This is a genomic window from Fibrobacter sp. UWB10 (assembly GCF_900182935.1).
GTDB classification, from domain to species: domain Bacteria; phylum Fibrobacterota; class Fibrobacteria; order Fibrobacterales; family Fibrobacteraceae; genus Fibrobacter; species Fibrobacter succinogenes_O.
The window spans coordinates 532,640-558,310 of the sequence record NZ_FXUE01000002.1 but is presented as its reverse complement, the minus strand read 5'-3'; the positions used below and the strand labels follow the sequence as shown (position 1 = coordinate 558,310).

Sequence of the window (25,671 nt, the reverse complement as noted above, 5' to 3'; positions counted from 1 at the left end):
AAAAAAGGGTCATTTATGATAAGAAACTTTTGGGTGAAGAATTATCTTTCCATTCGCGACAAGCAAGAATTAAATTTCTTAGCCAAAGGCCCCTCATCGGAGCTTGTTACAGAAGTTGTCGATGGCGTTTTCTTGTATAAATTGGGTATCCTTTATGGTTCGAACGCTTCTGGAAAATCGAACATGCTTATTGCGTTGAATGAAGTGTTTCGCATATTGGTTTTACCGAAATCAGATGCAAGCAAAAAAATTTATAACAGCGTCCCGTTTGCTCTCACAAAAAACGAACCCATAGAGATGCATGTGTCATTCTACGCCAATGGTATTAGGTATGATTATGACGTAAAGTTCAATGAAAAATACATTTTGAATGAAGCTTTATACTATTACCCCAACAAGTCAAAATCATTATTCTACGAACGTTCATTTGTTGACGAAAATATACAGGCCGATATCAAGTTTGGAACCAGTCTGAAACTACAGGTTAAGACCCAAGAAAGTATTCGCGAGAACACATTGAACAACCATAGTGTCTTATCTGTTTGCAGAAAGGCTGCGCTGAAAGAGGATATAGCCCCCTTCAATGAGCTACATCATTGGATTATGGACAATTATCATGATGTGGATGGTGATGGGGAAAAGGGTATTGTCGAAATCCTTACGGAAGCTTATAATAATCCAAGGAAACGCAAGTTCTATAACACCATGCTACAAAAGGCAGACTTGAACATTGTGGGATATCGGCCTAGTACAGAAGATAGTTTTTTATCAGCAGAGCTTCGTGAACGCATTAAAAAGGAAAACTTTCCCGATAAAATGAAGGAAGAATTGCTTAAGCCAACAGTTGATTCTGTAGCATTTATCAATCATTCCATCGATGGCGATTTTGACATTTCTCTCAATTGGCAATCAAAAGGGACCCAGAAATACATACGCATTCTAGAAGCTTTATACGACATGATTACCGGCTCTCATGTGTACTACCTTGATGAATTAGGAGAGGATCTACACAACGACTTGTTGTATTATTATCTCAATGTTTTCATTTTTAACTCGGACAAATCTCAGCTGATTATCACAAGTCAGGAAACGACGCTCTTGTCTCAAGATTTGATTAATGAAAACAGAGGCGTTGTATGGTTTGTTGATAAAAACAAAGAGACTGCATCGTCGGCATATTCTCGCGGTGATTCATTTGGATTACATAAGAACCTTTCCCTTTACAATTCATATCGCATTGGTCGACTGGGAGCTAAGCCCGAACTTGGTAGCATCTTTATAAATCTGGAAGATTGATATGGGCAAATTACATCAAACAGCACTTATCTTGGGAGAAGGGCCTACTGAATTCTATTACTTCATGTCCCTGCGCGATGTATTCAAAAATCTGTCCATCAAACCAGACTTTCCCAAGCATACGAACCTAGCGGAACTCGAGGCCAAGATAAAAGAGGGCATTGATTTGGGCTACAACCATATCTTCTGCGTTATCGACATGGACACGAAGGACCAAGAGCCCGAACATTCTCAATATCAAATGTTGAAGAAAAAGTATGCCAATCCTATCAAAAAGCCAAAGAAAGGCATTGACTGTAAGGTCGAATTCTTCGAAACGCATCGCTGTACAGAGTTGTTTTTCCTTTACTATTTCCGTTACACATCGCGTCCTTACGACAATCAAGAGCAGCTTCTGAACGATTTGAACCAGAGTGTGAAATACAAAAAGACAGATGAATTCTTTAGAAAGGGACTACATGGCTACTTTGAACAAAACAAAGGAAGTTTTGCAAATGCTATAGCCAACGCAGAAAAATCAATGACGGAAAAGCAGAGAGATGGTAGAGAATATACTTACTCAGAGTTGGGGCGCTTGATGATTTCTTTGAAAGAATTATTAGAGCGAAACCTTACTCGAAGCAATCCTTGATGGTCTGGATGATGGCATCCTGCTGTTCGGGGGTCATCTTGTTGTCGCTGGGCAGGCACAGGCCGCGGGCGAAGATGTCGGCGCCGTTGTCCTGGCACTCGCCTGCGATGTAGGCGTTGGTGCGTGCGCGTCCGTTGCCGCTAGCGGTGATGAATGCGTGGCTCATGTACATGGGCTGCATGTGCATGGGTTTCCAGATGGGGCGGCCTTCGGCGTTCATGGCGGCGATGCGGTCCAGGATTTCCGTGGGGCAGCTCTTGCCTTTTTCGTGCACGTACAGGGCGTCGGTTTCGCCGCGCACCTGCTTGCACATGGCGTCCTTGTCGATAATCAGGCAGCTGAGCCAGAAGTTCGGTTCGCTGTTGCCCACGTCATAGGGGTTCATGGCCACGGGCAAGCCTTTCAGGCCTTCCTTGTAGCGCATGTAGATGGCCTTTTTCTGGGCGATGTGTTCTTCCAAATAGGGCATCTGGCCGCGGACTACGCCGGCGATCACGTTGCTCATGCGGTAGTTGTAGCCGATTTCTTCGTGCTGGTACCAGGGAGCGGCTTCGCGGCTCTGGGTGCTCCACTTGCGGACTTTTTCGGCGTCGTCTTTGCTGTCGGTAAGGAACATGCCGCCGCTACTGCCGGTGATGATCTTGTTGCCATTGAAGCTGATGGCGCTGTAGTCGCCGAAGTTGCCGGTCTGCTTGCCCTTGTAGCTTGCGCCGAAGCTTTCGGCGGCGTCTTCGATAAGGAGGGCGTTATGCTTTTTGCAAATGGCGCGGATTTCGTCAACTTTGGCGGGGGTGCCGTACAGGTGCACGAGCACCACCAGACGCACGTCGGGGTAAATTTCGAAGGCCTTTTCGAGGGCGACGGGATCCATGTTCCAGGTGTCGTACTCGGTGTCGATGAACACGGCTTCGCCGTTTTCGTAGGCGATGGGGTTCACGGTGGCGTCGAAGGTCATGTCGCTGCAGAACACCCTGTGGCCGCGGAGGCTCCCCTCGCCCACCTTGGGCATGCCGTACAAGGCCTCGCCCGCGAGCTTGGTGCACAGGTGAAGCGCGGCGGTTCCGGCAGAAAGGGCCACGGCGTACTTGCAGCCGACTTTTTCGGCAGCCAGACGCTCGACCTCGTTGATGTTCGCACCCACGGTGCTCATCCAGTTGGTTTCATAAGCTTCTGTAACGTACTTGATTTCTTCCCCGTGCATGGTGGGGCTAGAGAGCCAAACTTTCTTTTCGAACCGCATAGTCATGCGCGCAAATATAGGTAATTATTCCGTAACCACGGGCAAATTAAGCCCTTTTTATCACAGAAATCTTACTTTTTTGCGTAAAAGGGGAAACACTCCCGCCCACCCGGCCTAAAGCAGTTGTTTCCAAAATGGAAACAACTAGAAAAACGCGCAAAAATAAAGCACCCGAATCCGACGAATCCGGGCACAAAATCTTTTAGGGGAAGGGGTTCGGCTACTTCAGGGCGAGCATCGCCGAAATCACGCTGTCAGGCACGTTCTGCGAGCGCAAAAAATCAGCGCGTTTGGAGTCGCGAGCAGCATTGTCCGCTTCGTTCTTTTCGCGTTCTTGTTTAGCGCCAGCATTGAAGAAATGCTCGCCGAAGGTTTCGTAACCCTTATTTGCAATGGCTTCCGGACTGTCCATCTTGATTACCTCGCTCTTGTAGGGCCACTTCCAAAAGAAATACGAAAGCGACTGCTTGATGAAATCTCTCCCTTCGTCGGTGTTCTGCATCTTGAGCAGATGCAACGCCGCCTCGCGGAAAGTAATCGAGAACTTCTCGACATCAAAAATATACTTCATTGCCGTCAAGGCGACAAGGGTGGTGGGCGAAAAGTCCCTCAATTCAGCGTCATCAATGGCATGCCCAACATCAAGAAATTCCACCTTAAACGGAAAGCCGATATCGCGATAGTATTCGGGATAATTTGCACGAGTGGTTTTCACTCGCACCGCGGAGGCTCGTAAGGTCAATGGTGTCAAGGAAAGCCTTTAGTGAGGGATTATGACGCGAGAACAGAGTCAGAAGTTCAGCCATGCGAGATGGTTCTGCAAAAGCAAAGCGGAAATAGCGATCATGAATGAAGTCGCTCTTGCTATCTTTTACGGAATCGACAATGACATTGAATTCATGGGCAATATCGCGAATTTCAATATTTTCTTTTTCAGACATTAGCGTGTCCTTGTTTTAGGGTGGCCCTACGGGCACTCCCGTAAGGCGACAGAGATTTGGTCCCCATCTATACTATACACGCCGTTTTCAGCCATTTGAATACCATTTTTTTGTAAAACTTTTGTAAAAACAAGAATTCGCACCCGTCCAGCCGGCCCAGCCGCATACAAATTTCACGCCATTTTCACCGGAACATTAATCCGCTTGACAATTATCACATCCGAAAATATTTTCGAAATATCGGTACTAAGGAGAATCCATGTCAAGGTCAAATACCAGTCAAAAAGAAGTTCCCTGGAAAAGGTTAAAGTCACTATTAAAGAAACACGACATCGAAGTTTTCGCAGACGGCATAGGCAATATCGGTTTCGATTACAAAAACGCATGCCGTTTTTCAGAGCAAAATAACGATTGGATGTACAGCATGGAATACATTCAAAAATTAATAGAAGCCAAGAATCAACTAAAGGAATTTCTTGAGCAAAAGCAAGTACAGCGCATCCGTACTAAATACAAAGAAGCTCACCTGCAAACTTGTTACAGTTGTAATGTCGATTATAACTCCTCAAAAAAATGCTGGATGGGTACGGCATGTATACATGGCAAAACGCTAAAGGGAATAACCGGAAAAACCTTTTCCGACGTTCTTGAAAAAATTTTACAAACAATGAAGCTGCAGACGCAGAACAAACTGAACAAAAAAAATGTTCGAGCCGCTGGAAGGACCGGTGTCCATTGAAAAGGGCAACAGTCGTCGGGTTACATACGCCGCAGTCAAGCGTTTCACAGACAATCTGAAAAGGCAAGCCCTAAGCAAATAGACCTCTATCGCGGCAATCCTTCGCAAAGGAGGCGCAAACGACTAAAAAAGCACCCGAATCCGACGGATCCGGGCACTAAATCTTTTGGGGGGATGGGGGAAGAGTTCTGCTACTTCAAGGCGAGCATCGCCGAAATCACGTTCTCCGGCACATTCTGCGAACGCAAGTAATCGGCACGCTTAGAATCGCGAGCAGCATTGTCCGCTTCGTTCTTTTCGCGTTCCTGTTGAGCACCTTTTTTTACGCCACGGCGAAGAGCCGCACGTTCCGCAGCTCGCAGACGATCTCCAGCCGTCTTAATGCCCAAAGCTTGTCCGATACTCATGCGCATACGCAACTCCTCCACGACATCTTTGTCGAGATACTCATGTAAATATACTTAGTTTGTTTTTTGCAACTACGAATATATCTCCTTTATGCCAATTAAGCAAGCGTTTGAACTTTTCAACAAGAATCACCCCGCTCACTCACCCCAAAATCAAGAAAAATCTTTTACAAACCTTGCAATCACCTGATTGCACGATTTTCAATTTGGGTATCTAGATTTGAGCTTTAATCCAAAATTCAAGGATTTTTTATGAGCGAAAAAGAGATTCTGCCGGTTGCCGAAAAGAACGAGATTATCGTGTACCAACCTGAGGGCGGAGAATTCCACATCGAAGTGCGGGTTGAAAACGAAACCGTCTGGCTAACACAAGCGCAGATGGCGGAGTTGTTCGGCACTTCACGAACAAACATCGTTGAACACATTGGTCATATCTATGAAGAAAACGAGTTAGACCTGGAGTCAACCTGTCGGAAATTCCGACAAGTTCAAATAGAAGGATCCAGAAGAGTTAAGCGTCAGATTCCATTCTACAATCTGGACATGATTCTATCACTCGGTTACCGGGTCAAATCTGCCGTCGCGACAAAATTTCGCCGTTGGGCTAATCAAGTTTTGAAAGAGCATCTGCTCCGAGGTTGCAGCGTCAACCAAAGGCTCATTTCGCACGAAAACAGGCTAGAAAAACTAGATTCACGAGTCATTTATCTCGAAAAGCAGGTGGATTTCTTTGTGAAGGCGAACTTGCCACCTAGTGAGGGTTTGTTGCCGGCGAATGCTCATTGGAGCGGCTACGAGTTTGCTGTGCAACTGGTACGTTCTGCGAAAAAAGAACTAGTCATTATTGATCCGTTTGCAAACGACATGGTTCTATCTCTTATGGCAAAACGCGCCGAAGGCGTAAACGCTACCATCTATTCTGCTAGAATCACCCACGCCATGAGGGAAGAAGAGGCCCGTCTGAACAGGCAATTCCCGACAGTTCGTTTGGAAAATATGCGTGAGGTCCACGACCGATTCATCATCGTCGACGACAAGGTTTATCATGTGGGAGCGTCATTCAAGGATTTAGGAAACCAAATGACTGCCTTCTCAGTACTGAATCTTATTACCAAAGAACAGATACTCGCAATGGTGAAGTAACTGCACCCGAATTCCGATGGAGGTATTATCATGACTAAAAAAGACGCAATCAAGGATTTCCTCAACGAAATCCTTCTGCTGGCGGACGAAGACAAAAATAAAAGTGGAAATACGAATCCTTTATCGACCGTACCGTACTTTACAACGCAGCTAGTAAAACTAGACGTTACGAGTTCCCAGAAACAATTTCTATATTCATAGCATGCTCTCTACAGCCCTCGAAAAGCGCATCAAGCGGCAGGTGATTGGTAAGCCGCACCGTTTTTTGGCGATTACACCGCTTGGTTTCGAACAAACTCTAGTACACGAATTGCAGGGTTTCGGGCTAGAATTCGCTGATAGCGAAAGCGAGCCTCGTATTGCTGGCGACGGCAAGGTCGAATTTACCGCCAAGATTACCGAAGCGTGGAAGGTTGTTGCCTACAGTCGCATTGCAAACCGAGTGCAAATGCACATTGCCGACTTCAAGGCCGAAAACTTCCGCGACCTCGAAAAGAAAGCCGCCGAAATTCCGTGGGAGCTGTACTTATCAGACGAGAGAACGGGCTACGCCCTACAGACGAGAGACGAAAGGAGTATTTCTAGCAACTCGCTCCGTATTCACGTGACTTGCAAGCATTCGCGCCTGTACCACAGCGACGCCGTCGCCGAACGCCTGCAAAACGTCATCAACTCGCACGCCCCATGTCATCCCGGCGAAGGCCGGGAACAGCAATTTCTGCCGGAGCCTCAAAACATCTTCGTCACCCTCGTCGATGACCGCTGCACAATTTGGCTTGACCTTGCAGGCGAAGAACTTTACAAGCGCGGTCACGAGCGATTCGTGAATGACGCTCCGCTCAAAGAAACCATCGCCGCCGCGATGATTTTCGAATCATTCCACGGTCTACCATCTACTTCCTACTGTCTACTTGACTTAATGGCCGGCAGCGGCACATTCAGCCTCGAAGCGGCTTACACGGCAAACGGGATCATTCCAGGGAAATGCCGCGATTTCGCCTTAAAGCACCAGCCCGCATTCAAGCCCGCTACCTGGAACCACATCATCAAACAAGAGCGTGTCATTCTGAGCGAAACGCCGAACGGCGTGGAGTCGAAGAATCTAATCGCGCGCATCCTCACCAGCGACATTTCGCCAAAGGCTGTCGAAATCATCAAGCACAATGTGGAATGCTCGCCGCTCGCAGGCATCGAGCCCGCGCCCGTCTCGCCAGAGCTCCGCGATTTTTTCAGCTACACCGCGCCTGAAATTGCCGAACTGTGCGGAGAATCTTCGCCCGTTATCGTTCTGAATCCGCCCTACGGCAAGCGTCTCGATTTTGACGCGCCCAAGCTCTACACGCGCATTGGCCGCCGACTCGCCGAGCTCGCCCGCGCCCTGCGCACCCTCGGCAAACCGCTCACAGTCGCAATCCTTGCGCCCAAAGACGACAACCGCCCTGGCTCCGCATACACATGCACCGCAAACTTGCTGCGAGAGTGCCCCGGCTTATCGCCCGAGCACAATCCGGCCGCCAAATGCATCGCCACCAGCCACGGCGGCTTCAGCCTGAACGTATTTATCGCTAAAATTTAAACTTCTGCTTCAGGCAGAACCTTCGTCCGTTTCATGAACGCAAGCGTTTCTTTTTCACCTTTTTCGGCAAGCATTTTGAGCAAGTAAAGCAACTTGCGGTAAGTCTTTTCAGTCATCTTTTCGCGGGCCGTACTTTTAGTCAAATACAAAAGCGGCGATTCTTGCGTATAGCCCGCCTTGTTGTAAGTCTTAGAAGCCGCCACACGGTCGCAAAACATCTCTTTAATGTAGCGGTCCGGCATATCAATCGGCACAAGCTTTTTGGTCGCCATTTCGTAGTCATACCAGAATTCAAAATGGTGCTTGTTCCGGCCCTTATGATGCATCCAAGCCAAGCTATAGCCCTTGTCGTTGCGTTCCCCATTGTTAGGCGACTGATCGCCCATGTAATACTTGGCCCCCGGAATAAATTCAGTCGGGCTGTACTTCGACAAATCGTGGAACAAGCCTTGGAACCCGATTCCGGCCTTAAAGCAAAGCCGAATCACCTCGTTCCGGTGCTTCGTAATCGTTATAAAGTGTTTAAGCGGATGCATTTTCATAGTCGAACGACTTCGTCGCAAATTTCAGACATTGCCGAACGGTGCGTCACAAAAATCATGGTCTTGTCGGGGTAAGTCGCAAACAGCCTTTCGAACAATTCGCGCTCCGTCGATTCATCGAGCGAAGAACTCACCTCGTCAAACAGCCAAACATTCCCAGGCCGTAAAAGCCCGCGGGCAATTCCAATTCGTTGTGCCTGGCCCTCGCTCAGGCCACGGCCGCGCTCGCCGATTTCTGTATTCAAGCCATCGGGCAAATCCAGCACAAAGTCAGCACAGGCCGCATGCAGGGCTTGCAACATTTCTTGCTCGCTTGCATCGGGCTTGGCCAGTTGCAAATTCAAGCGAACGCTCCCGCTCAGCAAAGTATTGCCCTGCGGCACGTACACAAAATTCGTGCGAGTCTCTTTGCCAATCGCACACACCTCGGAGCTTGAATAAATTAACATTCGCCCGCTATCGGGCCTTACAAAGCCAAGCAACAGTCGGAACAGAGTCGTCTTTCCAGCGCCAGTCTTGCCCATAATCGCCGTCTTGGAACCAGGTTCAAAATCGTGACTGAATCCTTCCAAGACCTCGTGCCGGCCCGCCGCATAGCCAAAATGCAGGTTCTCGAGTCGAACCCCAAGCGAACCTTCAAGCGCCATAGGCGTTCCGTCACATTCAGGCTCCTTGGATTTTTCAAGATCTTCCAAGCGGTCAATGCTTGCGGTGGTATGCACCACTTGCGGCACCATGTTCAAAATCGAAAGAATCGGGTGCTGAATCTGGCCCACCAACTGCAAGAACGACGTCATCATACCAAACGTTATCGCCCCATCGCGCAGCCCAAGGCCGCCCCAAATAAAGGCCAGCAAGTAACCCAGCCCAAAAGCAGACCCGAGCGCAAAACGCGAAAGCGTCGTGAATCGCGTACGGCGCAACACATCGCTTTCCAAGTGCTGTTGCATGTCGCCCAGGCGACCCGCCACCCAGTTCTCGCTTTCGAGCGAACGCATGAGCACATTGTGTTCCACGCCCTCTTGCACCTGCATCTGGATTTTGGATTCGCGTTCACGAATTGCAAGCGTCATGTTCCTGAGTTTGCGAGACACCAACTTTCCGAGCACAATCGCCACCGGCGTAAGCAACAGCAAGGCCCACGCAAGCCGCGGATCAAACCAGCGCATCAAAAGGAACGCGCCCACCAGCTGTAACGCAGTCACAATCATTTGCGGCAAGGTTTCCATGGTCGTGGTCGACACCGACTCGATATCTTTCGAAAGCCTAGACGCCACATCACCCGAATGCAGTTCCGCCCCCGCGTAAAGCTTACGCAAGAACAAGCCCTCGAACACTTGCAAACGCAAGCGATTCGACTGGCGGACCATGGCCACATTCGTCATATAATAAAACACAATGCGCAAGACAATCGCGCCCACAACCGTTGCCACAAGCAACGCAATCATGCGCACAATGTCATCTTGACTACCTGTGCGAATCGTTTCATCAATAAAGCGCTTGCTGAGCCATACCATCAACAGCCCAAGCGAGATTCGCCCCACACCAAATACAATGCGGAGCGCTATGTTCAGGCGGAATCCTTCCGTCCTATTCCATAACCACGAAAGGTATTTCATTCGACTACGTTCACGTTTTGCCACTGCGAAACAATGCACTTGACATCGTTCAAGGCATCGTCGGCGGCAACGTCGTATTCGCTACAGAGCGCATCGGCAAGAGCTTCGACGGTAAATTCGCCGAGTTCGCTTGCACGCGCCCAAAGCCAAGACGCCGTTTCGTTCAGGCAAAGGAGCTTCCCGAAATCGAGAGCGCCAACGCCTTCGCCCATAATTACCTGTTCACCGCAGACTTCGCGCAGAACAAATCCTTTTCTAATGTGCATGGTGTACTCTCCTTCTAGAGGTTCCGGATTCGAATGTAGACTCTATATAATTTAAGCAAATAACGACGCAAAGGTAAAAGCCTCACCCACATTCTTTGGACAAATTGTATAAAAGGCGTGTAAAGAGATCTTTTGTAACCTTTTGGATGCACAACATGCGTTACTTTAGCATAAATTTGTTTACATTCAGTATGTTCGCGACCAAGCAAATTGCCGTCGCCCATCAATGTTACACGGTCGCCCGTCATTTCCATTACTCGGTGAATTACGAACCGACCGTCATCAGTCTTTGCGAGCACCACATCCATCGGCTTCACGTTTGTTGGGCGAACAAGCACCACGCTGTCACGGCCGCCTTCGATAAACGGGCGCATGCTCCGCCCATTCACCGGGAAAGTCACTTCGATACCTTCGCTCACTAGGCGAATCGCCTCGGAAAGAATCATTGCATCATCTTTCTTTTGCATCATGAATCCTGTTAAGCAGAAACCGTCTCGCAGCACAACTTTGCGGCAGCTTCATCCGGCAAGCATTCCAAATACCACACCGGTACATTCATGGCAAGTGCATTTTCAGTCTTGTGAAGCCCATCGGCAATCACGCTTTCCCAGCGTTTGCCCGAAATGCACGGAACAAGCGCAGCAAAAGCCTGCACGCCCCGCAAGCGAGCAATCTTGTTGTAGGGAGCCTGTGAAAGTAGCACAAAGCCACCCAGCGCAAATTCCTGATTCTTGTAGCAAGGCGTCTTGCCGCTCCACGGCGAGCCATAAACAACCGCACGTGCGCCATCAAAAACGCGAACCACCGGATTGTCGTCATTCAAAAGGTCTGTGCCCGCAATATGCTTGAGCCAAAGCCTAGCATGCGTACTCTTGCCCGTACCGCTTTTGCCCAAGAACAGGTAGCCGCGATCTTTGTAACTCACGACCGCCGCATGGAACAAGGCCGTATTGTAAGGAGCCGTCGCGATTGCATACAGCACCATCAGCGAATTGTTCACCGCAAACTTGAGAGAACTCAACTTTTGATTTTGGGGCACAAAAAGTTCAGCCTTTTTGTAGTCGGTCGAACAAACTAACACGCCCATCGCCTCGCCAAACAAGCGAAAATCAAAAGCCGATTCCTGTTTAGCCGTAAGCCCGCAAATAATCTGCTGACCTTCTTCTTCCTGGCGGGTTTCTTCGGTGTATTCGGGAGCCTCGCCACATTGCACATTCAACGCAAAAAGGCAATCGTCCGACTTTTCAATCGCAAAAGGAGCGTAATTGTCCATGCATTCCGCAAAAATCTTGTCGCCAACAGTTGCCTGCGCCGACACGGCAAACACATGTTCTGCCACCTTATAAAATCTTTCGTTTTCTGTATCAACCATATAACAAATCACTATAGCGCCACACGACGGCGTTTTATGCGCAACGGAATCAGCGAAATTGTTGCACGCCAATACTTGAGTTCCTTGAAAATCGCATTCACCGGGTCAAAGGGCAACCAAGAAAGCGTCTGTAAGCGGTCCTTGTACCAGCGCACAAAAACATTCTTGGGTTTCGACTTGTACTGGCCAAAATTGCCGAACGCAAGTGCGAGTTTCAAAAGGCGTTCACCGCGCCTGCGGTCAGGCGCACAAAGCATTAAGTTTTGTTCTAGCCCGAAAACCTGTTGCAACAGCCACATGACAGCACCGCAAGCACGCATCATGCTCAAGCGTTTCATGATAGCTACCGCCGCACTGCGATCGCTTTCGGTAGAATGCCGAAGCAGCATCAAGTAATCCATATACTGCCTAAGGCCAAGGCCACCGCTATAAAAATGCTGCTGCAAGTGCGCCATTTGCATCAAGAGCGCAAACTTGATTGACGGAGAATAAAAGCCCTCGGGCACTTTTTCGGCCTTGCGAATTTCTTCATTCAAAAATTCTTGCAATGCGCCATTGCGGAACGGGATTCCCGATGCCGGCTTAAAATGCACTTCGACAGCGATTCCGTCTTTCGTCTCGGGCAAATGAATGTGGTGCAGCGAATAAGCATGGTCATCGGTTTCCGCATTCAACAAATTCAATTTGTAAAGCAATTCAGAAACATTCTTACGACCGCCCTCGACCCAAATATCAATATCGCCCGCTTGCCTCGAAAGTACGTCTGGGTAAAGTCGCGCATTCGCCTGGCCCTTCAAAATGGCATTCTTGCGGCCAGCCCCCTCAAAAATTTGAGTCAGGCGCGCGCCCTCTTGGTCCATAAGCTTGTTCTTGCCGGCAATTGCCTCGGCATCAAGCGACCAGCGCAAAAGCAAAGCCCTTGCAGGCCGAACATTTTCAGGCAGTTTCTTGATTCCCAAAAAAGCGACGCCACGCACACACTGGCGCTTGGCAAGCTCATAAATGGCCTTCCACTGTGCATCTGTCGGCGCTTCTGCAAAACATTGCAATTCTCCTGTTGTATCTAGCGCGAACCGCAAAAGTTCAAACAAAAGCAAATCTGTCTTTTTCAGAACCATACCCATGCCCCCAAAGATAACATAAAAAAAGGCCCCCATGGGGCCCATTTAAAGATTTAAGCGAAGCTTTACACTTTATTCTTAAAGCTAGTCTTAGTTTTCTGATTCAACGATAAGTTCGTCCGGATCTCCATTATCAACATCTTTATCGCTACCGCATAAAATGCAACGGCATTCCATGTCAAACACTTCCATTTCAGGAGCAACATATTTTTTCTTTTCGTTAAAATTCATGATAGACTCCTTTTACTTAATGATTTCTCTTTTTCCGTTGTGGTAATAGGTTCCGCGAGTCGTTGGTTTTGCATTCAGCTTGCGACCATTCAAGTCGAACCAGCGATCCATACGAATTTCACCAGTCACCGTATTGAGCATACCCGTTTCAACCACATTGTTGTTGTCATCGACAAATTCAATATCAATTTCAAGCGGATTATCCAAGCCAAAATATTCCAAACTACCACGCGTTTTAGCGGCAACAGTGGCACCATGGTGAACCAAATAGGCTCGCATGGCAGGGGACCAAGCTCCACTCCCCACCTTTACAAACTGCCCCACCTTAACGCCATCGCTTTCCGTTGCAGCAAAGCCGTAAATTCGGCCAAGGTCTGGGTCATTTTCAAACGTGGTATAGGCATACACACCCTTGAACTCCCAAGAACCCGTACTCAAATTCTTTTCGGTTTTGACAGTCGTGTTGAAAATTACTGGAGTTTCGATATTAAAGGTGATATTTGTCGCCTTAGGCAAAACCATATAAGGCGTATTGGCAAGTATTGCTGCTGCTTTACGGACTTTCACCTTCCAAACGTCATCCACATGGGTTACTTCTTTAAATTCATAAATTACAGCGCCACTCACGTTTGCCGTATCGATCGAGAAAGGCATCATCATCGAAGACATCTTGTTCACATTAAATGTGCGGTTGAACACCACCTGATCAACAAGGATATCCTTTTCAATTTTTACTGTATCCGGTCCCATGTAAGAGCCATTGATTTCAGCAACAGTCTTATCGGGGTATTCCGTAATCTTCACGGCACCATACTGGGTCACCTTAACCGTCAAAACAGAAATTGTAGCCGCTCCATAACCATTCAAGGCCAACGACTTTTCGCCCACTGACCACGGAGACGCAACGGAACAATAACCGTCAAGCATTTCACCGTCATTCAAAGCGCATGCGATACCTTCGGCATTTACCAAATCAACCTTGGTATTACCAGATTCAGAACCATTGCCGATACCGCTCAAGTCTTCATCATAGTAATTGTTAGAGGTAGTGAGTGCTCCACTAATATGATTGCCGACAACAGCACCCGTCACACCATTGCCCAAATTGGTCAATCCCTCACCATCGTACACGCAAGATTTCACTGACAAGGTAGCCTTCGTAATCCCAATAATACCGCCAACAAAAGCATCATTGCCTTCAGCCAGAATCGTAACAGCACTCAAGCAATGCTCAATCGTTCCATTTTTGCCATTTCCAACAATGCCTCCAATACCTTGACCGTCACCAGTAGCATGAATGGATCCAGACACATAGCAAGCCGACACTACACCACCCGGATTTTTATCAGCCAGCCACCCCACAACGGCACCGACAGAGATCTGATTCGTCTTACTAGATAAAATGGAGCCAGCATTAGTCGATGTTACAATATCCACATTTTCAAAGACAATGTTTTTCACCGAGCCATTGCCCAAGACACCTACAAAACCAAGATTCTGAGCGAATTCTTTTTTTACAGCGGCAACTTCATCGCTATTGATGTACAAATTCGAAATAACATGGCCGTCACCATCAATAATTCCCTCGAACGCAACTTTACCCGTGCCTGCAGCCATCGGAATCCACAATTTGTGGTTCATGTCCAAGTCGGCATTCAACTTGGCATTGATATTCAACCTGGCGCCAGGATTTTTATTGGTTTCGTTAGCGAACCATGCCAATTCGGCTTCGTCATTAATCAAATAAAAGTTTTTGCCTTCTATCTCTTGAATTTCCGGCTCTTTCATGGAAGATCCGTCCCAAGCGGCAAAAACCTGTGTTGCAAACAACATAAGAGCGCATACAAATACGCCACAAAATCTATTCGTGAGAATATTTTTTTCCATCAAAACCAACCTCGTTTTTTAGAAGTCGGGCCTAATATAGACTTATTCCCCACCGGTTTAAAGGGTTTTTGAACAACGTTTTGTTGTATAAAATTCATCAAATGCCGTTTTTAGCTCAAAACAAGCAATTTTAAGATTATTTTAAATATTCCGTAACAAATAAACTACTTTGAAAGTGCCGTTTTTAGCGAAATTTCGGGGGTCAAAAGTGACGAGATACATTTATTGTTTTTCAAGAGAATACATCATCTTCCTTCTTACAGCCAACTTCATACTGTCTACTTTTTCTACATTTTAGCCCGAAATTTGGCGTTTTTTACCCGCAGATTTTTACGAGTAACGCCGCAGAGTTTAAAGACACAAAAAGAGGATTATTATGCCGAAACTTCGTTCGCTCAAGACTATGGAAGGCCGTGAAATGGCCGGTGCACGCGCCCTTTGGCACGCAACAGGAACCAAGGTGGAAGACTTTGGCAAGCCCGTGATTTGCGTGGTGAACAGCTATACCCAGTTTGTTCCGGGACACGTTCACCTCAAGGACTTGGGCCAGGTGGTCGCCCGTGCGATCGAAGCTGCCGGCGGTGTCGCCAAAGAAATGAACACCATCGCAGTCGATGACGGTATCGCCATGGGCCACGACGGTATGCTTTACAGCTTGCCCAGCCGCGACCTGATTGCGGACTCCACCGAATACATGGCTAACGCCCACCGCGCCGACGCCCTCGTTTGCATTTCCAACTGCGACAAGGTGACTCCTGGTATGCTCATGGCTGCCATGCGCCTCAACATTCCGGCAATCTTCGTTTCTGGTGGCCCGATGGAAGCTGGCCACGTGACCACGAAGGACGGCAAGGACCGCGCTCTTGACTTGATTGACGCCATGATCGATTCCGCCGACAACACCATCAGCGACGAAGAAGTGGCCGCCATCGAAGCTAATGCTTGCCCGACTTGCGGTTCCTGCTCCGGCATGTTCACCGCAAACTCCATGAATTCTCTTACCGAAGCTCTCGGCCTTAGCCTCCCGGGCAACGGCACCATCGTTGCAACGCACGCCGAACGTAAGAAGCTCTTCGAAGCTGCCGGTAAGCGCATCGTGGAACTCTGCCACCAGTATTACGATTTGAACGACGAAAGCATCCTCCCGCGCAGCATCGCCACAAAGGACGCCTTCGAAAACGCCATGCGCCTCGACATCGCCATGGGCGGTTCCTCTAACACCGTGCTCCACTTGCTCGCTGTCGCTCAGGAAGCTGGCGTTAACTTCACCATGAAGGACATCGACCGCCTTTCCCGCAACACGCCGTGCATCTGCAAGGTCGCCCCGACCGTTCACAACATCCACGTGGAAAACGTGAACCGCGCCGGTGGCATCATGGGTATCCTCGGTGAACTCGACCGCATGGGCCTCATCCACAAGAATGCAAAGACTGTTCACGCCGCCACCATGGGCGAAGCTCTCGAAGTGAACGACCTCAAGCGCAACCCGAGCGCCGAAGCCAAGCAGCGCTATCTCGCTGGCCCCGGCCGCAAGTACAATATCGAAGCTTTCTCTCAGAACTTCATGTACCCCGACCACGACCTCGACCGTGCCAACGGCGCTATCCGCGATGGCGAACACGCCTACACCAAGGACGGCGGCCTCGCTGTTCTGTACGGTAACCTCGCTATTGACGGCTGTATCGTGAAGACCGCTGGCGTGGACGAATCCATCTGGAAGTTCACCGGCCCGGCCATCGTGTTCGAAAGTCAGGAAGAAGCTGTCGAAGGCATTCTCGGCAACAAGGTGAAGGCTGGCGACGTCGTCGTCATCCGCTACGAAGGCCCGAAGGGTGGCCCCGGCATGCAGGAAATGCTCTACCCGACCTCTTATCTCAAGAGCCGTCACTTGGGCAAGTCCTGCGCACTGCTCACCGACGGTCGTTTCTCCGGCGGTACCAGCGGTCTTTCCATCGGCCACGCTTCTCCGGAAGCCGCCAACAAGGGTAACATCGGCCTCGTGCACACGGGCGACGTTATCGAAATCGATATTCCGAACCGCACCATCAATGTGGAACTCACCGACGCCGAACTCGACGCTCGCCGCAAGGAAATGGAATCTCGCGGTGCCAAGGCTTGGAAGCCAGAAACCCGCAACCGCGTGGTGTCCAAGGCTCTGCAGGCATACGCTGCCATGGCATCCTCGGCTGACAAGGGCGCTGTCCGCGACCTGTCTCTGATCGGTGTAAAGTAAAAAGGAAAGTAATGGATTCTCTCCTCAAGCCGTTTATGAATTCCCGCAAGGTGTATGTTCCGGGGAAAATGTACCCGGACATCCGCGTGGGAATGCGCGAAATTTTGACTGAAGACCCCGAGACGCCCGTAGTCCCGGTGTACGACACGAGTGGCCCTTACAGCGATCCGGATGCAAAACTGGACGTGACGAAGGGCATCGAGCGTTTCCGCGAATCGTGGATTATGGAACGTGGCGACGCCGAACAGCTCGACGACATGACGTCTGCTTATGGCCGCGCCCGCCGCGCAAACCATGAGCTGGACCACCTGCGCTTTAACGCAGAACACCACCCGCTCCGTGCAAAAGCCGGTCATCACCTGACGCAGCTTGACTACGCCCGCAAGGGGATCGTCACCAAGGAAATGGAATACGTAGCAATACGTGAAAACCAGCGCCTTGATGAATTGCAAGCCCAGGGTAAAATCCAAGTGGCAGGCTCCCCCATTACGCCGGAATTCGTGCGCGACGAAATCGCCGCAGGCCGCGCGATTCTGCCGGGGAACATCAACCACCCGGAATGCGAACCGATGATTATCGGCAACCGTTTCCTCACCAAGATTAACAGTAACATCGGCAACTCGGCCATTACCTCTTCTATCGAAGAAGAAGTCGAAAAAATGGCTTGGTCTGTACGATGGGGCGCAGACACGGTCATGGACCTTTCCACTGGAAAGCACATTCATGAAACACGTGAATGGATCATTCGAAATAGTCCCGTACCTATCGGCACGGTGCCTATCTACCAGGCGCTCGAGAAGGTGAACGGCAAGGCCGAAGAACTCACGTGGGAACTGTACCGCGACACGCTCATTGAGCAAGCGGAACAGGGTGTGGACTACTTCACGATTCACGCAGGCCTCTTGCTGGAACACATTCCGCTGACAGCCAAGCGCACCACGGGTATCGTGAGCCGCGGCGGTTCGATTCTTGCCCTCTGGCAGATGCGCCACCACCAGCAGAACTTCCTGTATACGCACTTCCGCGAAATCTGCGAGATTCTCGCCGCCTACGACGTAGCAGTTTCGCTCGGCGACGGGCTTCGCCCGGGGTCGTTAGCAGACGCCAACGACGCGGCCCAGTTCGGAGAACTGGACACGCTCGGCGAGCTTACGAAGATTGCTTGGGAATACGGCGTGCAGGTGATTATCGAAGGCCCGGGCCACGTGCCCATGCACAAGATTCAGGACAACATGGCGCGCCAGCTCGAAAAGTGCCACGGCGCCCCATTCTACACGCTCGGCCCTCTCACCACCGATATCGCCCCCGGTTACGACCACATTACGTCGGCCATCGGTGCCGCTCAAATCGGCTGGTACGGCACCGCCATGCTCTGCTACGTGACCCCCAAGGAACACCTCGGGCTCCCCGACCGCGACGACGTGCGCGCGGGTGTGGTCACCTACAAGCTCGCCGCCCATGCGGCCGACCTTGCAAAGGGCCATTTCGCAGCCCAGTTCCGCGACGACGCCCTTTCCCGCGCCCGCTTTGACTTCCGCTGGAACGACCAGTTCGCGCTTTCTTTGGACCCCGAGAAGGCAATGGAATTCCACGACAAGACGCTCCCCGGCAGCCAGGCAAAGAGCAGCCACTTCTGCAGCATGTGCGGCCCGAACTTCTGTTCGATGCGCATCACGCGCGCCGTGCGCAACTTTGTGGCGACAGGCGAAGTCGGCGACGTTTAAGGCGCAGGCGTAGCGCTCGCATCATTATTTGTAGCCTCGGTTTTCGGGGCTACATTTTTATTTTTCACGCAGCGGAGCGAGAAAGCATTGTGTTCAAAATCTTCTTCGCTCTTGAACTCATCTTTACTGCTGAGCACATACCAATAGGCGGCTCCCATGCCGCCACCGCCCTCGGCCGCCCAGAAGTAGGCACTGGAGCCAAGTTCCGTAAACTCGCCATCGGTAAAACGAGCGCCTGCAGGGAGAGCATTGAATCCGCTCGCATTGTTATTCTTGGCAAGGCTCCCCTGCACCCAGCCATCGCGACTCTTGAGGGCAGCCGCCAAGCCTTTGCGCTTGTTGACCGCAAACTGCCCCAGGCGAACCCATTCCTCTTGCCGCGGGATATGCCAGCCATCCGGGCAAATGCCCTGGTGTTCTGCAATCACCGCCCCCTGCGACACGCTATCGAGCGAATTTTCGATGTAATCCGCAGGCAGTCTCATGGCCACATGCCACGGATAAAGTCTTCCGTAATTGCGGCAACGAGTATCCTTGTCTTCGTAGCAGTAGCTCCCCACAGCCGCAAAGCGCAAGTTTTCGGCCATCCAAACATCTTCGCCCACAGCCACCGTTTTGTAGCGGTTATCGTCGCGCTTATCGTGAATCGATGTGCTATCGTAAATTTCATCTTCGTCGGGCGGATCCATCAAGCAACGAATCGAATACGCATTCAATTTGTTCACAGAATCCTTTATAAATTCATCTTTATCATACGGCAAAGTCCAAACCAGAGCCCGCGTCGAATCGCCTTCGGTTCCCGACCAGAATCCGGCAAACGTTTCAAAGCCATTGTAGCCACCCACAGAATCGCGGAAGCCCGCTGCCATCGCCGAGAATCCGAATCCGTTTTCACCCAGCAAGGCGTCTTCGCTTTCTTTCCAGCCTTCGTGACCGCGTAAATTCGTGCCTACGCCCACAGCGTCATCGATATCTTTCAAGTACGTTTCGAGCCTGTAAAAATCAAGCGCCGTCGGAATATGCCAGCCGTTCGGGCAAATGCCATGCGGTTTACGCTTCGAAATAGAATCCTTAGCCGGAACGCGCGCGAACTTCTCAAAAATCTTGAGGGCCGCCATCCAGGTGTAAAGTCTGCCGTACTTGTCGCAGTTTTCTTCTTTATTGTCTAGGCAGTAACTGCCCGGAACCTTCACGTTCAGGTTGTTCGCCATCCAAACCTGATCGCCAATATGGATAGTTTGGATTTCTTTGTTCTGCACCTTGACCACCTGCGGTACAACCTTGGGCGGTGGCGGAGGCGGTTCCTTGATTTCGTACAGACGATCTTCGACACAGCGGATAGACACCGCTGTCACCTTGGCATCGTACACCATTTCAAATGTTCTGGAATCGTACGTTAGGCGCCAGAATACAGCACCGCTAGCATCGTATTCGTTCGAGGCCCAGAATTGCGCCGAAGATTTCAGGTCCATAAATTCGCCTATATAATGGCGTTCACCTGCAGGCAAGGCGCCAAATCCGAATTCGTCGGAGCCCGCCGGAATACGGATTTCGTTTTCCCACAAATCTTGGGCCTTCAAGCTTATGCCCACGCCATCGCTCTTGCCCGTTTTACCCACATAGAACTTGAGTCTTTTCCATTCCTTGTTGGTCGGCACATGCCAGCCGGCAGGGCAAACATCGTGATATTTGCCCTTTACGCTCGAAAAATCGAACTTTGTGATGGAATGATAGTTGTAAAAATCGGCCATGCGCATGGCCATCGCCCAGTCGTACATTCGGCCGTAGGTTTCGCAGTTGTAGTCTTTATTGTCGTAGCAATAACTGCCCTTGAGCTTAAAACGCAAGTTTTCGGCAAACCAGCGCTGGTTACCGATTTGCACCGTCTTGTACACGCGACCGTCGCGTTTATCCTTAAAGTCGGGCATTTTTTCGACATGCGCAAAAGATGCTCCGCAGCAAATTAATAAAACAACAGCAAAAATCCTTCTCATATTCCACCCGTAAAAGGTATCCCTAACAAGTGAATATATACAAAAGAAAACAAAAAGCAATTATTCCAAGTCAGAATAGTGTAGGATTAAACCTTATTTTTTTTGCGGGAGGGACCCCAGCTCGGAGTGGACGCCTACTCCCCAAAGAGGATAACTCAACTAAGCCACTAAAGTGGCAAGTTTCGTATAGGCGTCCGTGGCTGCACTCGGTCATGCCGGTCTGCAAGCAGACCGTCGCGACACTCGTTTGCACACTACTGCGAAGGCCAGAACATATAAAAAAGCCCCCGGCTCTTGCGAGACCGAGGACTTTTTAGAGTGGTAATTTCCTTCGGAAATTACACCGCGCCCTGCCACTTCATGGCGTCGGCAACCTTGAGGAAGCCAGCGATGTTTGCACCCATGACGAGGTTGCCCTTCTGGCCGTACTTGACAGCGGCAGAGGAAGCAGCGGCGTAGATGCTCTTCATGATGCCTTCGAGCTTCTTGTCCACTTCTTCGAAGGTCCAGGAGAGACGTTCGGAGTTCTGAGACATTTCAAGGCCGGAGGTAGCAACGCCACCAGCGTTAGCAGCCTTGGCAGGTCCAAAGAGAACGCCAGCCTTCTGGAAGGCTTCGATAGCTTCCGGAGTAGACGGCATGTTAGCACCTTCAGCCACAGCCTTCACGCCGTTAGCGATAAGGGCCTTGGCACCTTCGAGGTCGAGTTCGTTCTGAGTTGCGCACGGGAGAGCGATGTCGCACTTGACAGTCCAAACGCCCTTAGAACCTTCGTGGTATTCAGAACCCGGAACGAGCTTAGCGTATTCGCTGATACGAGCGCGCTTGTTGTTCTTGAGGTCGAGAACGACGTCGAGGTTGATGCCGTTCGGGTCGTAGATGTAGCCGTTGGAGTCAGAAACGGTAACAACCTTAGCACCGAGCTGAGTGGCCTTCTGGCAGGCGAACTGAGCAACGTTACCAGAACCGGAAATCACGACAGTCTTGCCCTGGAAGGAGTCGTTAGCGAGATCCTTGAGCATTTCGCGAGTGAAATAGCAGAGGCCGTAACCGGTAGCTTCGGTACGAGCGAGAGAACCACCGTAGGAGAGGCCCTTACCAGTGAGAACGCCAACCCATTCGTTGCGGATGCGCTTGTACTGACCGAACATGTAACCGATTTCGCGAGCGCCAGTACCCTGGTCACCAGCCGGAACGTCCGTGTCAGCACCGACGTGCTTGCAGAGTTCAGTCATGAAGGACTGGCAGAAACGCATCACTTCGTTGTCGCTCTTGCCCTTAGGATCGAAGTCGGAGCCACCCTTGCCGCCGCCCATGGGGAGCGTGGTGAGGCTGTTCTTGAAGATCTGTTCGAAGCCGAGGAACTTCAGCATAGAAAGAGTAACTTCGTTACGGAGACGGATACCGCCCTTGTACGGGCCAATGGCGGAGTTGAACTGCACGCGGTAGCCACGGTTCACCTGAACGTTACCCTTGTCATCGAGCCAAGGTACGCGGAAAGTGATCACGCGTTCCGGTTCGACGAGGCGGTCGATCACGCCGTTGGTTTCCCAGGACTTGTCCTGTTCGAGGACCGGGTCGAGGGATTCGAGGAATTCGCGGACAGCCTGGTGGAAGAGGGCCTGGTCCGGGTCACGGGCGACGACCTTGTCATAAACCTTCTGAAGGTAAGCATTCTTGATTGCCATTTTATATATCTCCGTTGAGAGTTTTGATTGTTAATGTTTTCAACGGGTGTAAAGATAGCAAACAGCTATCACAAATAGTGAAAAATCGGGAAAAATCTTCAAAAACTTACATTTTTGTAAGTTAGTATTTTGCAAGTTTTCAAAATTGCCTTTTTTCGTTAAATTTCAAGGCACACAAAGTACAAAACCTACATTTTTGTAAGTTTATCTATTTTCAGATAGTTGGTAAATAAAGTTTTACAAATCATAGCTAAAAATGCTTTTCACATAATGGAAAAACCCGCCCTCAAAAGGCGGGTTTTTACGCAAATTTCGAATGTCTATTCGCGACGACTAGTAAGCCTTCACGGTAAACATTTCACTTGCTCGGGCAGACATCACGCGCACACGGAACACGCCCTTGCTTTCAATCTTAAATTCAAGGTTCTTGCCTTCGCTCTTGACTTCTTGCAAGAGCTTGCCAGTGAGGTCGAACACCTGCACCTTGAACGGCACATTCTGAGCCTGAGAAACGCTCACCATGGAGCCCTTCGAAGTCAGGTTGAAGTTCTTAGCCAAGGCAAGACGCGGGATAATGGCGTCGCTAGTATCCTTGACAACGGTATCCTTCTTCGTCGTGTCCTTCTTGACGATAGACTTGATGCCGAGATCTTCGTCGGTCTTCGGAGCCTTCTTGCTCAAGATATAGCCGAGAGCGCCAACGAGCGGAGCATTCAAGTCAACGCAGACTTCGTTCGTCTGCCAGTTAGACGTATTGCCGTCGTGATTGCCGCTCGTAAAATCACCAGCAATCATACCGCCCAAGAGCTTGTTCTTTTCAGGAGGATTCGGAGCGCCGCCCACTTCGACACCCGCATTTTCGTTGCCATAGTAGCCACGATGGTGCGGTCTAGACGGAGCGTTTGCGCCGTTTTTGTTAAAGCCAACCACATAGGACTTCTTGCTACCGTTGTCGCCAAGCAAGTAACCCACATTCTTCTCGATCATCTTCATGTGTTCATCTGTATTGTTGAACTTGTCGCTCAACGCATACAGGAATGCACCGCCAGACGGAACACGCACCGGGAACTTGCCCGACCCCATTCCGTTCGGATTCTGGAAAATGCCGTCCTTAGCCTTTTCATCGTAAATCAAATCCAACACGCCAACGGCTTCCTTACGCATGCCATGCGGAGTTTCTTCGAACACGGCTTCGGCCATCACGGCAGACAGGGGCACCACGTTGCTGTACATAAAGTGCGTGCCTTCGCCCAAGTTGAACTTCAAGTTATCATAACGGTCAATAGCGGCCTTCTTGTAAGACTCTTCATTCGTCGTGCGGTAAAGTTCGAGTTCAGCAAGGAACGGACCGTCTTCCCAACGGCCATCCCACCAGCTGGATTCATAGAAACCCTGAGAGTTCGTAACACCCTTGTGGCTCTTGGCGTAAGAATAGGCCGTCTTTGCAGCCTTCAGGTACTTAGCCTGGTTTGCCGTATCGGGGTCAACACGAGCCATCACGGCAAGCATAGCCGCAGCAAGGCCCGGAGTAAAGCCATCGTTTGCGTTACCCGTAATCGAACGCGGTTCGCCACCTTCGCCCGAGCCGAGCTTGCTCATGGCACCGGCAGTCACCCATTTCTGGTGGTCAGCGTTACCATCACCCTTGACCGTCACAAAGCTGTTGCCATCAATAGCGGCCTTTACCCAGAAGTCCGCTTCGTAACGGAGTTCTTCGAGCAAGTCTCGCACCTTGTTGGCCTTACCACTCTTCATGGAGTAGTTGTTAGCAGCCTTGTAGTCGGTGTAGTCACCGGTATAAAGGTCGTAGAAACCTTCAGTAAATTCGGCATAAGCCAAAGCGAGCACATAAGAGGCATAACCCTGAGACTGACCATACATCACGTGGTCACCGCAGTCAAACCAACCACCGCTCACGTCTTTGCCGTTATAGCTATCCTTGGTAAAGCTAGTCGGGTTGCTCGTGCCATCCAAAATCCAGTTGGGGCCCTGGCCAGAACGCTGCGCACCGAAGAATCGGGTTGTCATCCACGCAGCTTCCACATAGTCGTCGGTGCTAAGTGCGGCAACAGCACTCGTCGCAGCCAAACCAAAAACGGCAAGGCCCGACAAAAGGTATTTTCTACAATTCATGACTTTCTCCAAAAAATTACCACACCGCAAACCCAATGCCAATATAGCTTATTTTGGCAATTTTTCATTAAAAAGAATGTTTACACTAGAACGGCACGCCTCTATTGAAGCGTCGAAATCAACGTATTATGTAAAATTCCGTTACTAAAGGCGACTTGTTCGGCATCCACGAACTGCATGGGAGTCCCGTCAATATGGGTCGACTTGCCGCCAGCTTCTTCGACAATCAAGGCTATGGCTGCAATATCCCACGGGTAACTCATGGTCATCACAAAACAGTCCAGGCGCCCGCAGGCGGTAAAACAGCCCTCGATAACGGCCGAACCAAAACATTTTACACGTTCAAAGGTTTCGGCTTCGCGGGCAAAATTCTTGGAATTCTGGGCGTTGATTTTGGCCACCTCGCCCACGTTAAAATCGCCGTTCGATACAATCGCATGCACCGGGTCCGATTCATCGCTCACATGAATACGCTTACCGTTCATGAAGGCGCCCTCGCCCTTTACTGCCGTAAAGAGCTCGCCCAGCTTAGGCAAGTTCACCACCGCGACAAGCGGCTTGCCTTCAAAATGGAGCGCAATCGAAATGCCCCAGAACGGGATTCCACGGCTAAAGTTCACTGTGCCATCGACCGGGTCGATAATCCAGCGGTAACGCGGGTCCGAGCCTTCGATAACACCCGCCTCTTCGGTGCGAATCGAATGTTCAGGGAAAGCCTTGCGGAGTCCTTCTACAATCAGTTTTTCGCTTGCAATGTCAGCGCGGGTTACCACGTCCTTTTTGGACTTGTACTTGACATCGCCCAAGTTCTGTTGAATTTCAAGACAAAGAGCGCCCGCCTCTTTAGCAAGCGCTTCAGCGACTTTTAAAAAATCATCATTATTCATT

The 25,671-nt window shown here is 50.2% G+C and carries 23 protein-coding genes and 1 pseudogene; 9 read left to right on the top strand and 15 right to left on the bottom strand.

Going from position 1 to position 25,671, the window contains the following annotated elements; translation table 11 throughout:
• Nucleotides 1–15 precede the first annotated feature (15 nt).
• The gene (locus tag QOL41_RS06910) at nt 16–1,296 is read left to right on the top strand and encodes an AAA family ATPase (RefSeq protein WP_283429168.1); all 1,281 of its coding nucleotides are present in this window, start codon (nt 16–18) and stop codon (nt 1,294–1,296) included.
• Between the two features lies 1 nt (nt 1,297).
• Nucleotides 1,298–1,927 carry an RloB family protein gene (locus QOL41_RS06905; RefSeq protein WP_283429167.1) on the top strand — a complete coding sequence of 210 codons (630 nt, stop codon included), beginning with the start codon at nt 1,298–1,300 and terminating at the stop codon, nt 1,925–1,927.
• Here QOL41_RS06905 and QOL41_RS06900 read toward each other — a convergent pair.
• A complete protein-coding gene (locus QOL41_RS06900) occupies nt 1,908–3,173 on the bottom strand; it encodes a DegT/DnrJ/EryC1/StrS family aminotransferase (RefSeq protein ID WP_283429166.1) in 1,266 nt (421 codons plus the stop codon). The two genes, QOL41_RS06905 and QOL41_RS06900, sit on opposite strands and share 20 nt — an antisense overlap.
• 214 nt (nt 3,174–3,387) lie before the next feature.
• A complete protein-coding gene (locus QOL41_RS06895) occupies nt 3,388–3,882 on the bottom strand; it encodes a hypothetical protein (protein WP_283429165.1) in 495 nt (164 codons plus the stop codon).
• Between the two features lie 58 nt (nt 3,883–3,940).
• Between QOL41_RS06895 and QOL41_RS06890 the strand changes: the two genes are divergently transcribed.
• The gene (locus QOL41_RS06890; protein ID WP_283429164.1) at nt 3,941–4,111 is read left to right on the top strand and encodes a hypothetical protein; all 171 of its coding nucleotides are present in this window, start codon (nt 3,941–3,943) and stop codon (nt 4,109–4,111) included.
• A 256-nt stretch (nt 4,112–4,367) separates the two neighbouring features.
• Nucleotides 4,368–4,847, top strand: a complete 480-nt coding sequence (locus QOL41_RS06885; RefSeq protein ID WP_283429163.1) for a hypothetical protein — start codon at nt 4,368–4,370, stop codon at nt 4,845–4,847.
• A gap of 191 nt (nt 4,848–5,038) precedes the next feature.
• Here QOL41_RS06885 and QOL41_RS06880 read toward each other — a convergent pair whose 3' ends face one another.
• Nucleotides 5,039–5,260, bottom strand: coding sequence for a hypothetical protein (locus tag QOL41_RS06880; RefSeq protein WP_283429162.1), 222 nt, complete (start codon nt 5,258–5,260; stop codon nt 5,039–5,041).
• A 246-nt stretch (nt 5,261–5,506) separates the two neighbouring features.
• Between QOL41_RS06880 and QOL41_RS06875 the strand changes: the two genes are divergently transcribed.
• From QOL41_RS06875 to QOL41_RS06865, 3 genes are read left to right on the top strand one after another with little or no spacing between them, the layout of a single operon-like run.
• On the top strand, nt 5,507–6,397 hold the full coding sequence (locus QOL41_RS06875; protein ID WP_283429161.1) for a virulence RhuM family protein: 891 nt from the start codon (nt 5,507–5,509) through the stop codon (nt 6,395–6,397).
• Between the two features lie 30 nt (nt 6,398–6,427).
• Nucleotides 6,428–6,598, top strand: a complete 171-nt coding sequence (locus tag QOL41_RS06870) for a hypothetical protein (RefSeq protein WP_283429160.1) — start codon at nt 6,428–6,430, stop codon at nt 6,596–6,598.
• A 1-nt stretch (nt 6,599) separates the two neighbouring features.
• Nucleotides 6,600–7,973 carry a THUMP domain-containing class I SAM-dependent RNA methyltransferase gene (locus tag QOL41_RS06865; RefSeq protein ID WP_283429159.1) on the top strand — a complete coding sequence of 458 codons (1,374 nt, stop codon included), beginning with the start codon at nt 6,600–6,602 and terminating at the stop codon, nt 7,971–7,973.
• On the opposite strand, the gene QOL41_RS06860 is transcribed toward QOL41_RS06865, so the two are convergent.
• From QOL41_RS06860 to QOL41_RS06825, 8 genes are all read right to left on the bottom strand, one after another.
• Nucleotides 7,970–8,509, bottom strand: a complete 540-nt coding sequence (locus QOL41_RS06860) for a DUF5662 family protein (RefSeq protein WP_349362395.1) — start codon at nt 8,507–8,509, stop codon at nt 7,970–7,972. The two genes, QOL41_RS06865 and QOL41_RS06860, sit on opposite strands and share 4 nt — an antisense overlap.
• 2 nt (nt 8,510–8,511) lie before the next feature.
• Entirely contained in the window at nt 8,512–10,134 is a 1,623-nt protein-coding gene (locus QOL41_RS06855) for an ABC transporter ATP-binding protein (RefSeq protein WP_283429157.1), read from the bottom strand.
• Nucleotides 10,131–10,400 carry a PqqD family protein gene (locus tag QOL41_RS06850; RefSeq protein WP_173652552.1) on the bottom strand — a complete coding sequence of 90 codons (270 nt, stop codon included), beginning with the start codon at nt 10,398–10,400 and terminating at the stop codon, nt 10,131–10,133. Before QOL41_RS06850 ends, QOL41_RS06855 begins: the two co-directional genes overlap by 4 nt.
• Nucleotides 10,401–10,414: 14 nt before the next feature.
• Nucleotides 10,415–10,867 carry a S24/S26 family peptidase gene (locus QOL41_RS06845; protein ID WP_283429156.1) on the bottom strand — a complete coding sequence of 151 codons (453 nt, stop codon included), beginning with the start codon at nt 10,865–10,867 and terminating at the stop codon, nt 10,415–10,417.
• Nucleotides 10,868–10,878: 11 nt separating this feature from the next.
• Nucleotides 10,879–11,772: a hypothetical protein gene (locus QOL41_RS06840; protein ID WP_283429155.1), complete on the bottom strand. Its 894-nt coding sequence runs from the start codon at nt 11,770–11,772 to the stop codon at nt 10,879–10,881.
• A gap of 11 nt (nt 11,773–11,783) precedes the next feature.
• Nucleotides 11,784–12,890, bottom strand: coding sequence for a nucleotidyltransferase domain-containing protein (locus QOL41_RS06835; protein ID WP_283429154.1), 1,107 nt, complete (start codon nt 12,888–12,890; stop codon nt 11,784–11,786).
• Nucleotides 12,891–12,983: 93 nt separating this feature from the next.
• Complete coding sequence (locus tag QOL41_RS06830) at nt 12,984–13,124, bottom strand: hypothetical protein (RefSeq protein WP_283429153.1); 141 nt, start codon at nt 13,122–13,124, stop codon at nt 12,984–12,986.
• A 12-nt stretch (nt 13,125–13,136) separates the two neighbouring features.
• Nucleotides 13,137–14,957, bottom strand: coding sequence for a hypothetical protein (locus QOL41_RS06825; RefSeq protein WP_283429152.1), 1,821 nt, complete (start codon nt 14,955–14,957; stop codon nt 13,137–13,139).
• A 430-nt stretch (nt 14,958–15,387) separates the two neighbouring features.
• On the opposite strand from QOL41_RS06825, the gene ilvD reads away from it, so the two are divergent.
• Together ilvD and thiC are read left to right on the top strand one after the other, a co-directional pair.
• Nucleotides 15,388–17,244, top strand: a complete 1,857-nt coding sequence (ilvD, locus tag QOL41_RS06820) for a dihydroxy-acid dehydratase (protein ID WP_283429151.1) — start codon at nt 15,388–15,390, stop codon at nt 17,242–17,244.
• Nucleotides 17,245–17,255: 11 nt separating this feature from the next.
• Nucleotides 17,256–18,962, top strand: a pseudogene (thiC, locus tag QOL41_RS06815) (phosphomethylpyrimidine synthase ThiC); the annotation flags it as partial.
• Between the two features lie 2 nt (nt 18,963–18,964).
• On the opposite strand, the gene QOL41_RS06810 reads toward thiC, so the two are convergent.
• From QOL41_RS06810 to QOL41_RS06795, 4 genes are all read right to left on the bottom strand, one after another.
• The gene (locus QOL41_RS06810) at nt 18,965–20,962 is read right to left on the bottom strand and encodes an FISUMP domain-containing protein (RefSeq protein ID WP_283429149.1); all 1,998 of its coding nucleotides are present in this window, start codon (nt 20,960–20,962) and stop codon (nt 18,965–18,967) included.
• A 338-nt stretch (nt 20,963–21,300) separates the two neighbouring features.
• Nucleotides 21,301–22,650 carry an NADP-specific glutamate dehydrogenase gene (gdhA, locus tag QOL41_RS06805; RefSeq protein WP_283429148.1) on the bottom strand — a complete coding sequence of 450 codons (1,350 nt, stop codon included), beginning with the start codon at nt 22,648–22,650 and terminating at the stop codon, nt 21,301–21,303.
• Between the two features lie 333 nt (nt 22,651–22,983).
• Nucleotides 22,984–24,783: a glycoside hydrolase family 9 protein gene (locus QOL41_RS06800; RefSeq protein ID WP_283429147.1), complete on the bottom strand. Its 1,800-nt coding sequence runs from the start codon at nt 24,781–24,783 to the stop codon at nt 22,984–22,986.
• Between the two features lie 101 nt (nt 24,784–24,884).
• Nucleotides 24,885–25,670, bottom strand: coding sequence for an inositol monophosphatase family protein (locus QOL41_RS06795; protein WP_283429146.1), 786 nt, complete (start codon nt 25,668–25,670; stop codon nt 24,885–24,887).
• Nucleotide 25,671 lies beyond the last annotated feature (1 nt).

Excerpts from the sequence above, each read along its gene's own strand:
- QOL41_RS06910 (WP_283429168.1), top strand. The coding sequence starts at position 16 with ATGATAAGAAACTTTTGGGTGAAGAATTATCTTTCCATTCGCGACAAG.
- QOL41_RS06905 (WP_283429167.1), top strand. The coding sequence starts at position 1,298 with ATGGGCAAATTACATCAAACAGCACTTATCTTGGGAGAAGGGCCTACT.
- QOL41_RS06900 (WP_283429166.1), bottom strand. The coding sequence starts at position 3,173 with ATGACTATGCGGTTCGAAAAGAAAGTTTGGCTCTCTAGCCCCACCATG.
- QOL41_RS06890 (WP_283429164.1), top strand. The coding sequence starts at position 3,941 with ATGACGCGAGAACAGAGTCAGAAGTTCAGCCATGCGAGATGGTTCTGC.
- QOL41_RS06885 (WP_283429163.1), top strand. The coding sequence starts at position 4,368 with ATGTCAAGGTCAAATACCAGTCAAAAAGAAGTTCCCTGGAAAAGGTTA.
- QOL41_RS06880 (WP_283429162.1), bottom strand. The coding sequence starts at position 5,260 with ATGCGCATGAGTATCGGACAAGCTTTGGGCATTAAGACGGCTGGAGAT.
- QOL41_RS06875 (WP_283429161.1), top strand. The coding sequence starts at position 5,507 with ATGAGCGAAAAAGAGATTCTGCCGGTTGCCGAAAAGAACGAGATTATC.
- QOL41_RS06870 (WP_283429160.1), top strand. The coding sequence starts at position 6,428 with ATGACTAAAAAAGACGCAATCAAGGATTTCCTCAACGAAATCCTTCTG.
- QOL41_RS06865 (WP_283429159.1), top strand. The coding sequence starts at position 6,600 with ATGCTCTCTACAGCCCTCGAAAAGCGCATCAAGCGGCAGGTGATTGGT.
- QOL41_RS06860 (WP_349362395.1), bottom strand. The coding sequence starts at position 8,509 with ATGCATCCGCTTAAACACTTTATAACGATTACGAAGCACCGGAACGAG.
- QOL41_RS06855 (WP_283429157.1), bottom strand. The coding sequence starts at position 10,134 with ATGAAATACCTTTCGTGGTTATGGAATAGGACGGAAGGATTCCGCCTG.
- QOL41_RS06850 (WP_173652552.1), bottom strand. The coding sequence starts at position 10,400 with ATGCACATTAGAAAAGGATTTGTTCTGCGCGAAGTCTGCGGTGAACAG.
- QOL41_RS06845 (WP_283429156.1), bottom strand. The coding sequence starts at position 10,867 with ATGCAAAAGAAAGATGATGCAATGATTCTTTCCGAGGCGATTCGCCTA.
- QOL41_RS06840 (WP_283429155.1), bottom strand. The coding sequence starts at position 11,772 with ATGGTTGATACAGAAAACGAAAGATTTTATAAGGTGGCAGAACATGTG.
- QOL41_RS06835 (WP_283429154.1), bottom strand. The coding sequence starts at position 12,890 with ATGGTTCTGAAAAAGACAGATTTGCTTTTGTTTGAACTTTTGCGGTTC.
- QOL41_RS06830 (WP_283429153.1), bottom strand. The coding sequence starts at position 13,124 with ATGAATTTTAACGAAAAGAAAAAATATGTTGCTCCTGAAATGGAAGTG.
- QOL41_RS06825 (WP_283429152.1), bottom strand. The coding sequence starts at position 14,957 with ATGTTGTTTGCAACACAGGTTTTTGCCGCTTGGGACGGATCTTCCATG.
- ilvD (WP_283429151.1), top strand. The coding sequence starts at position 15,388 with ATGCCGAAACTTCGTTCGCTCAAGACTATGGAAGGCCGTGAAATGGCC.
- QOL41_RS06810 (WP_283429149.1), bottom strand. The coding sequence starts at position 20,962 with ATGAGAAGGATTTTTGCTGTTGTTTTATTAATTTGCTGCGGAGCATCT.
- gdhA (WP_283429148.1), bottom strand. The coding sequence starts at position 22,650 with ATGGCAATCAAGAATGCTTACCTTCAGAAGGTTTATGACAAGGTCGTC.
- QOL41_RS06800 (WP_283429147.1), bottom strand. The coding sequence starts at position 24,783 with ATGAATTGTAGAAAATACCTTTTGTCGGGCCTTGCCGTTTTTGGTTTG.
- QOL41_RS06795 (WP_283429146.1), bottom strand. The coding sequence starts at position 25,670 with ATGAATAATGATGATTTTTTAAAAGTCGCTGAAGCGCTTGCTAAAGAG.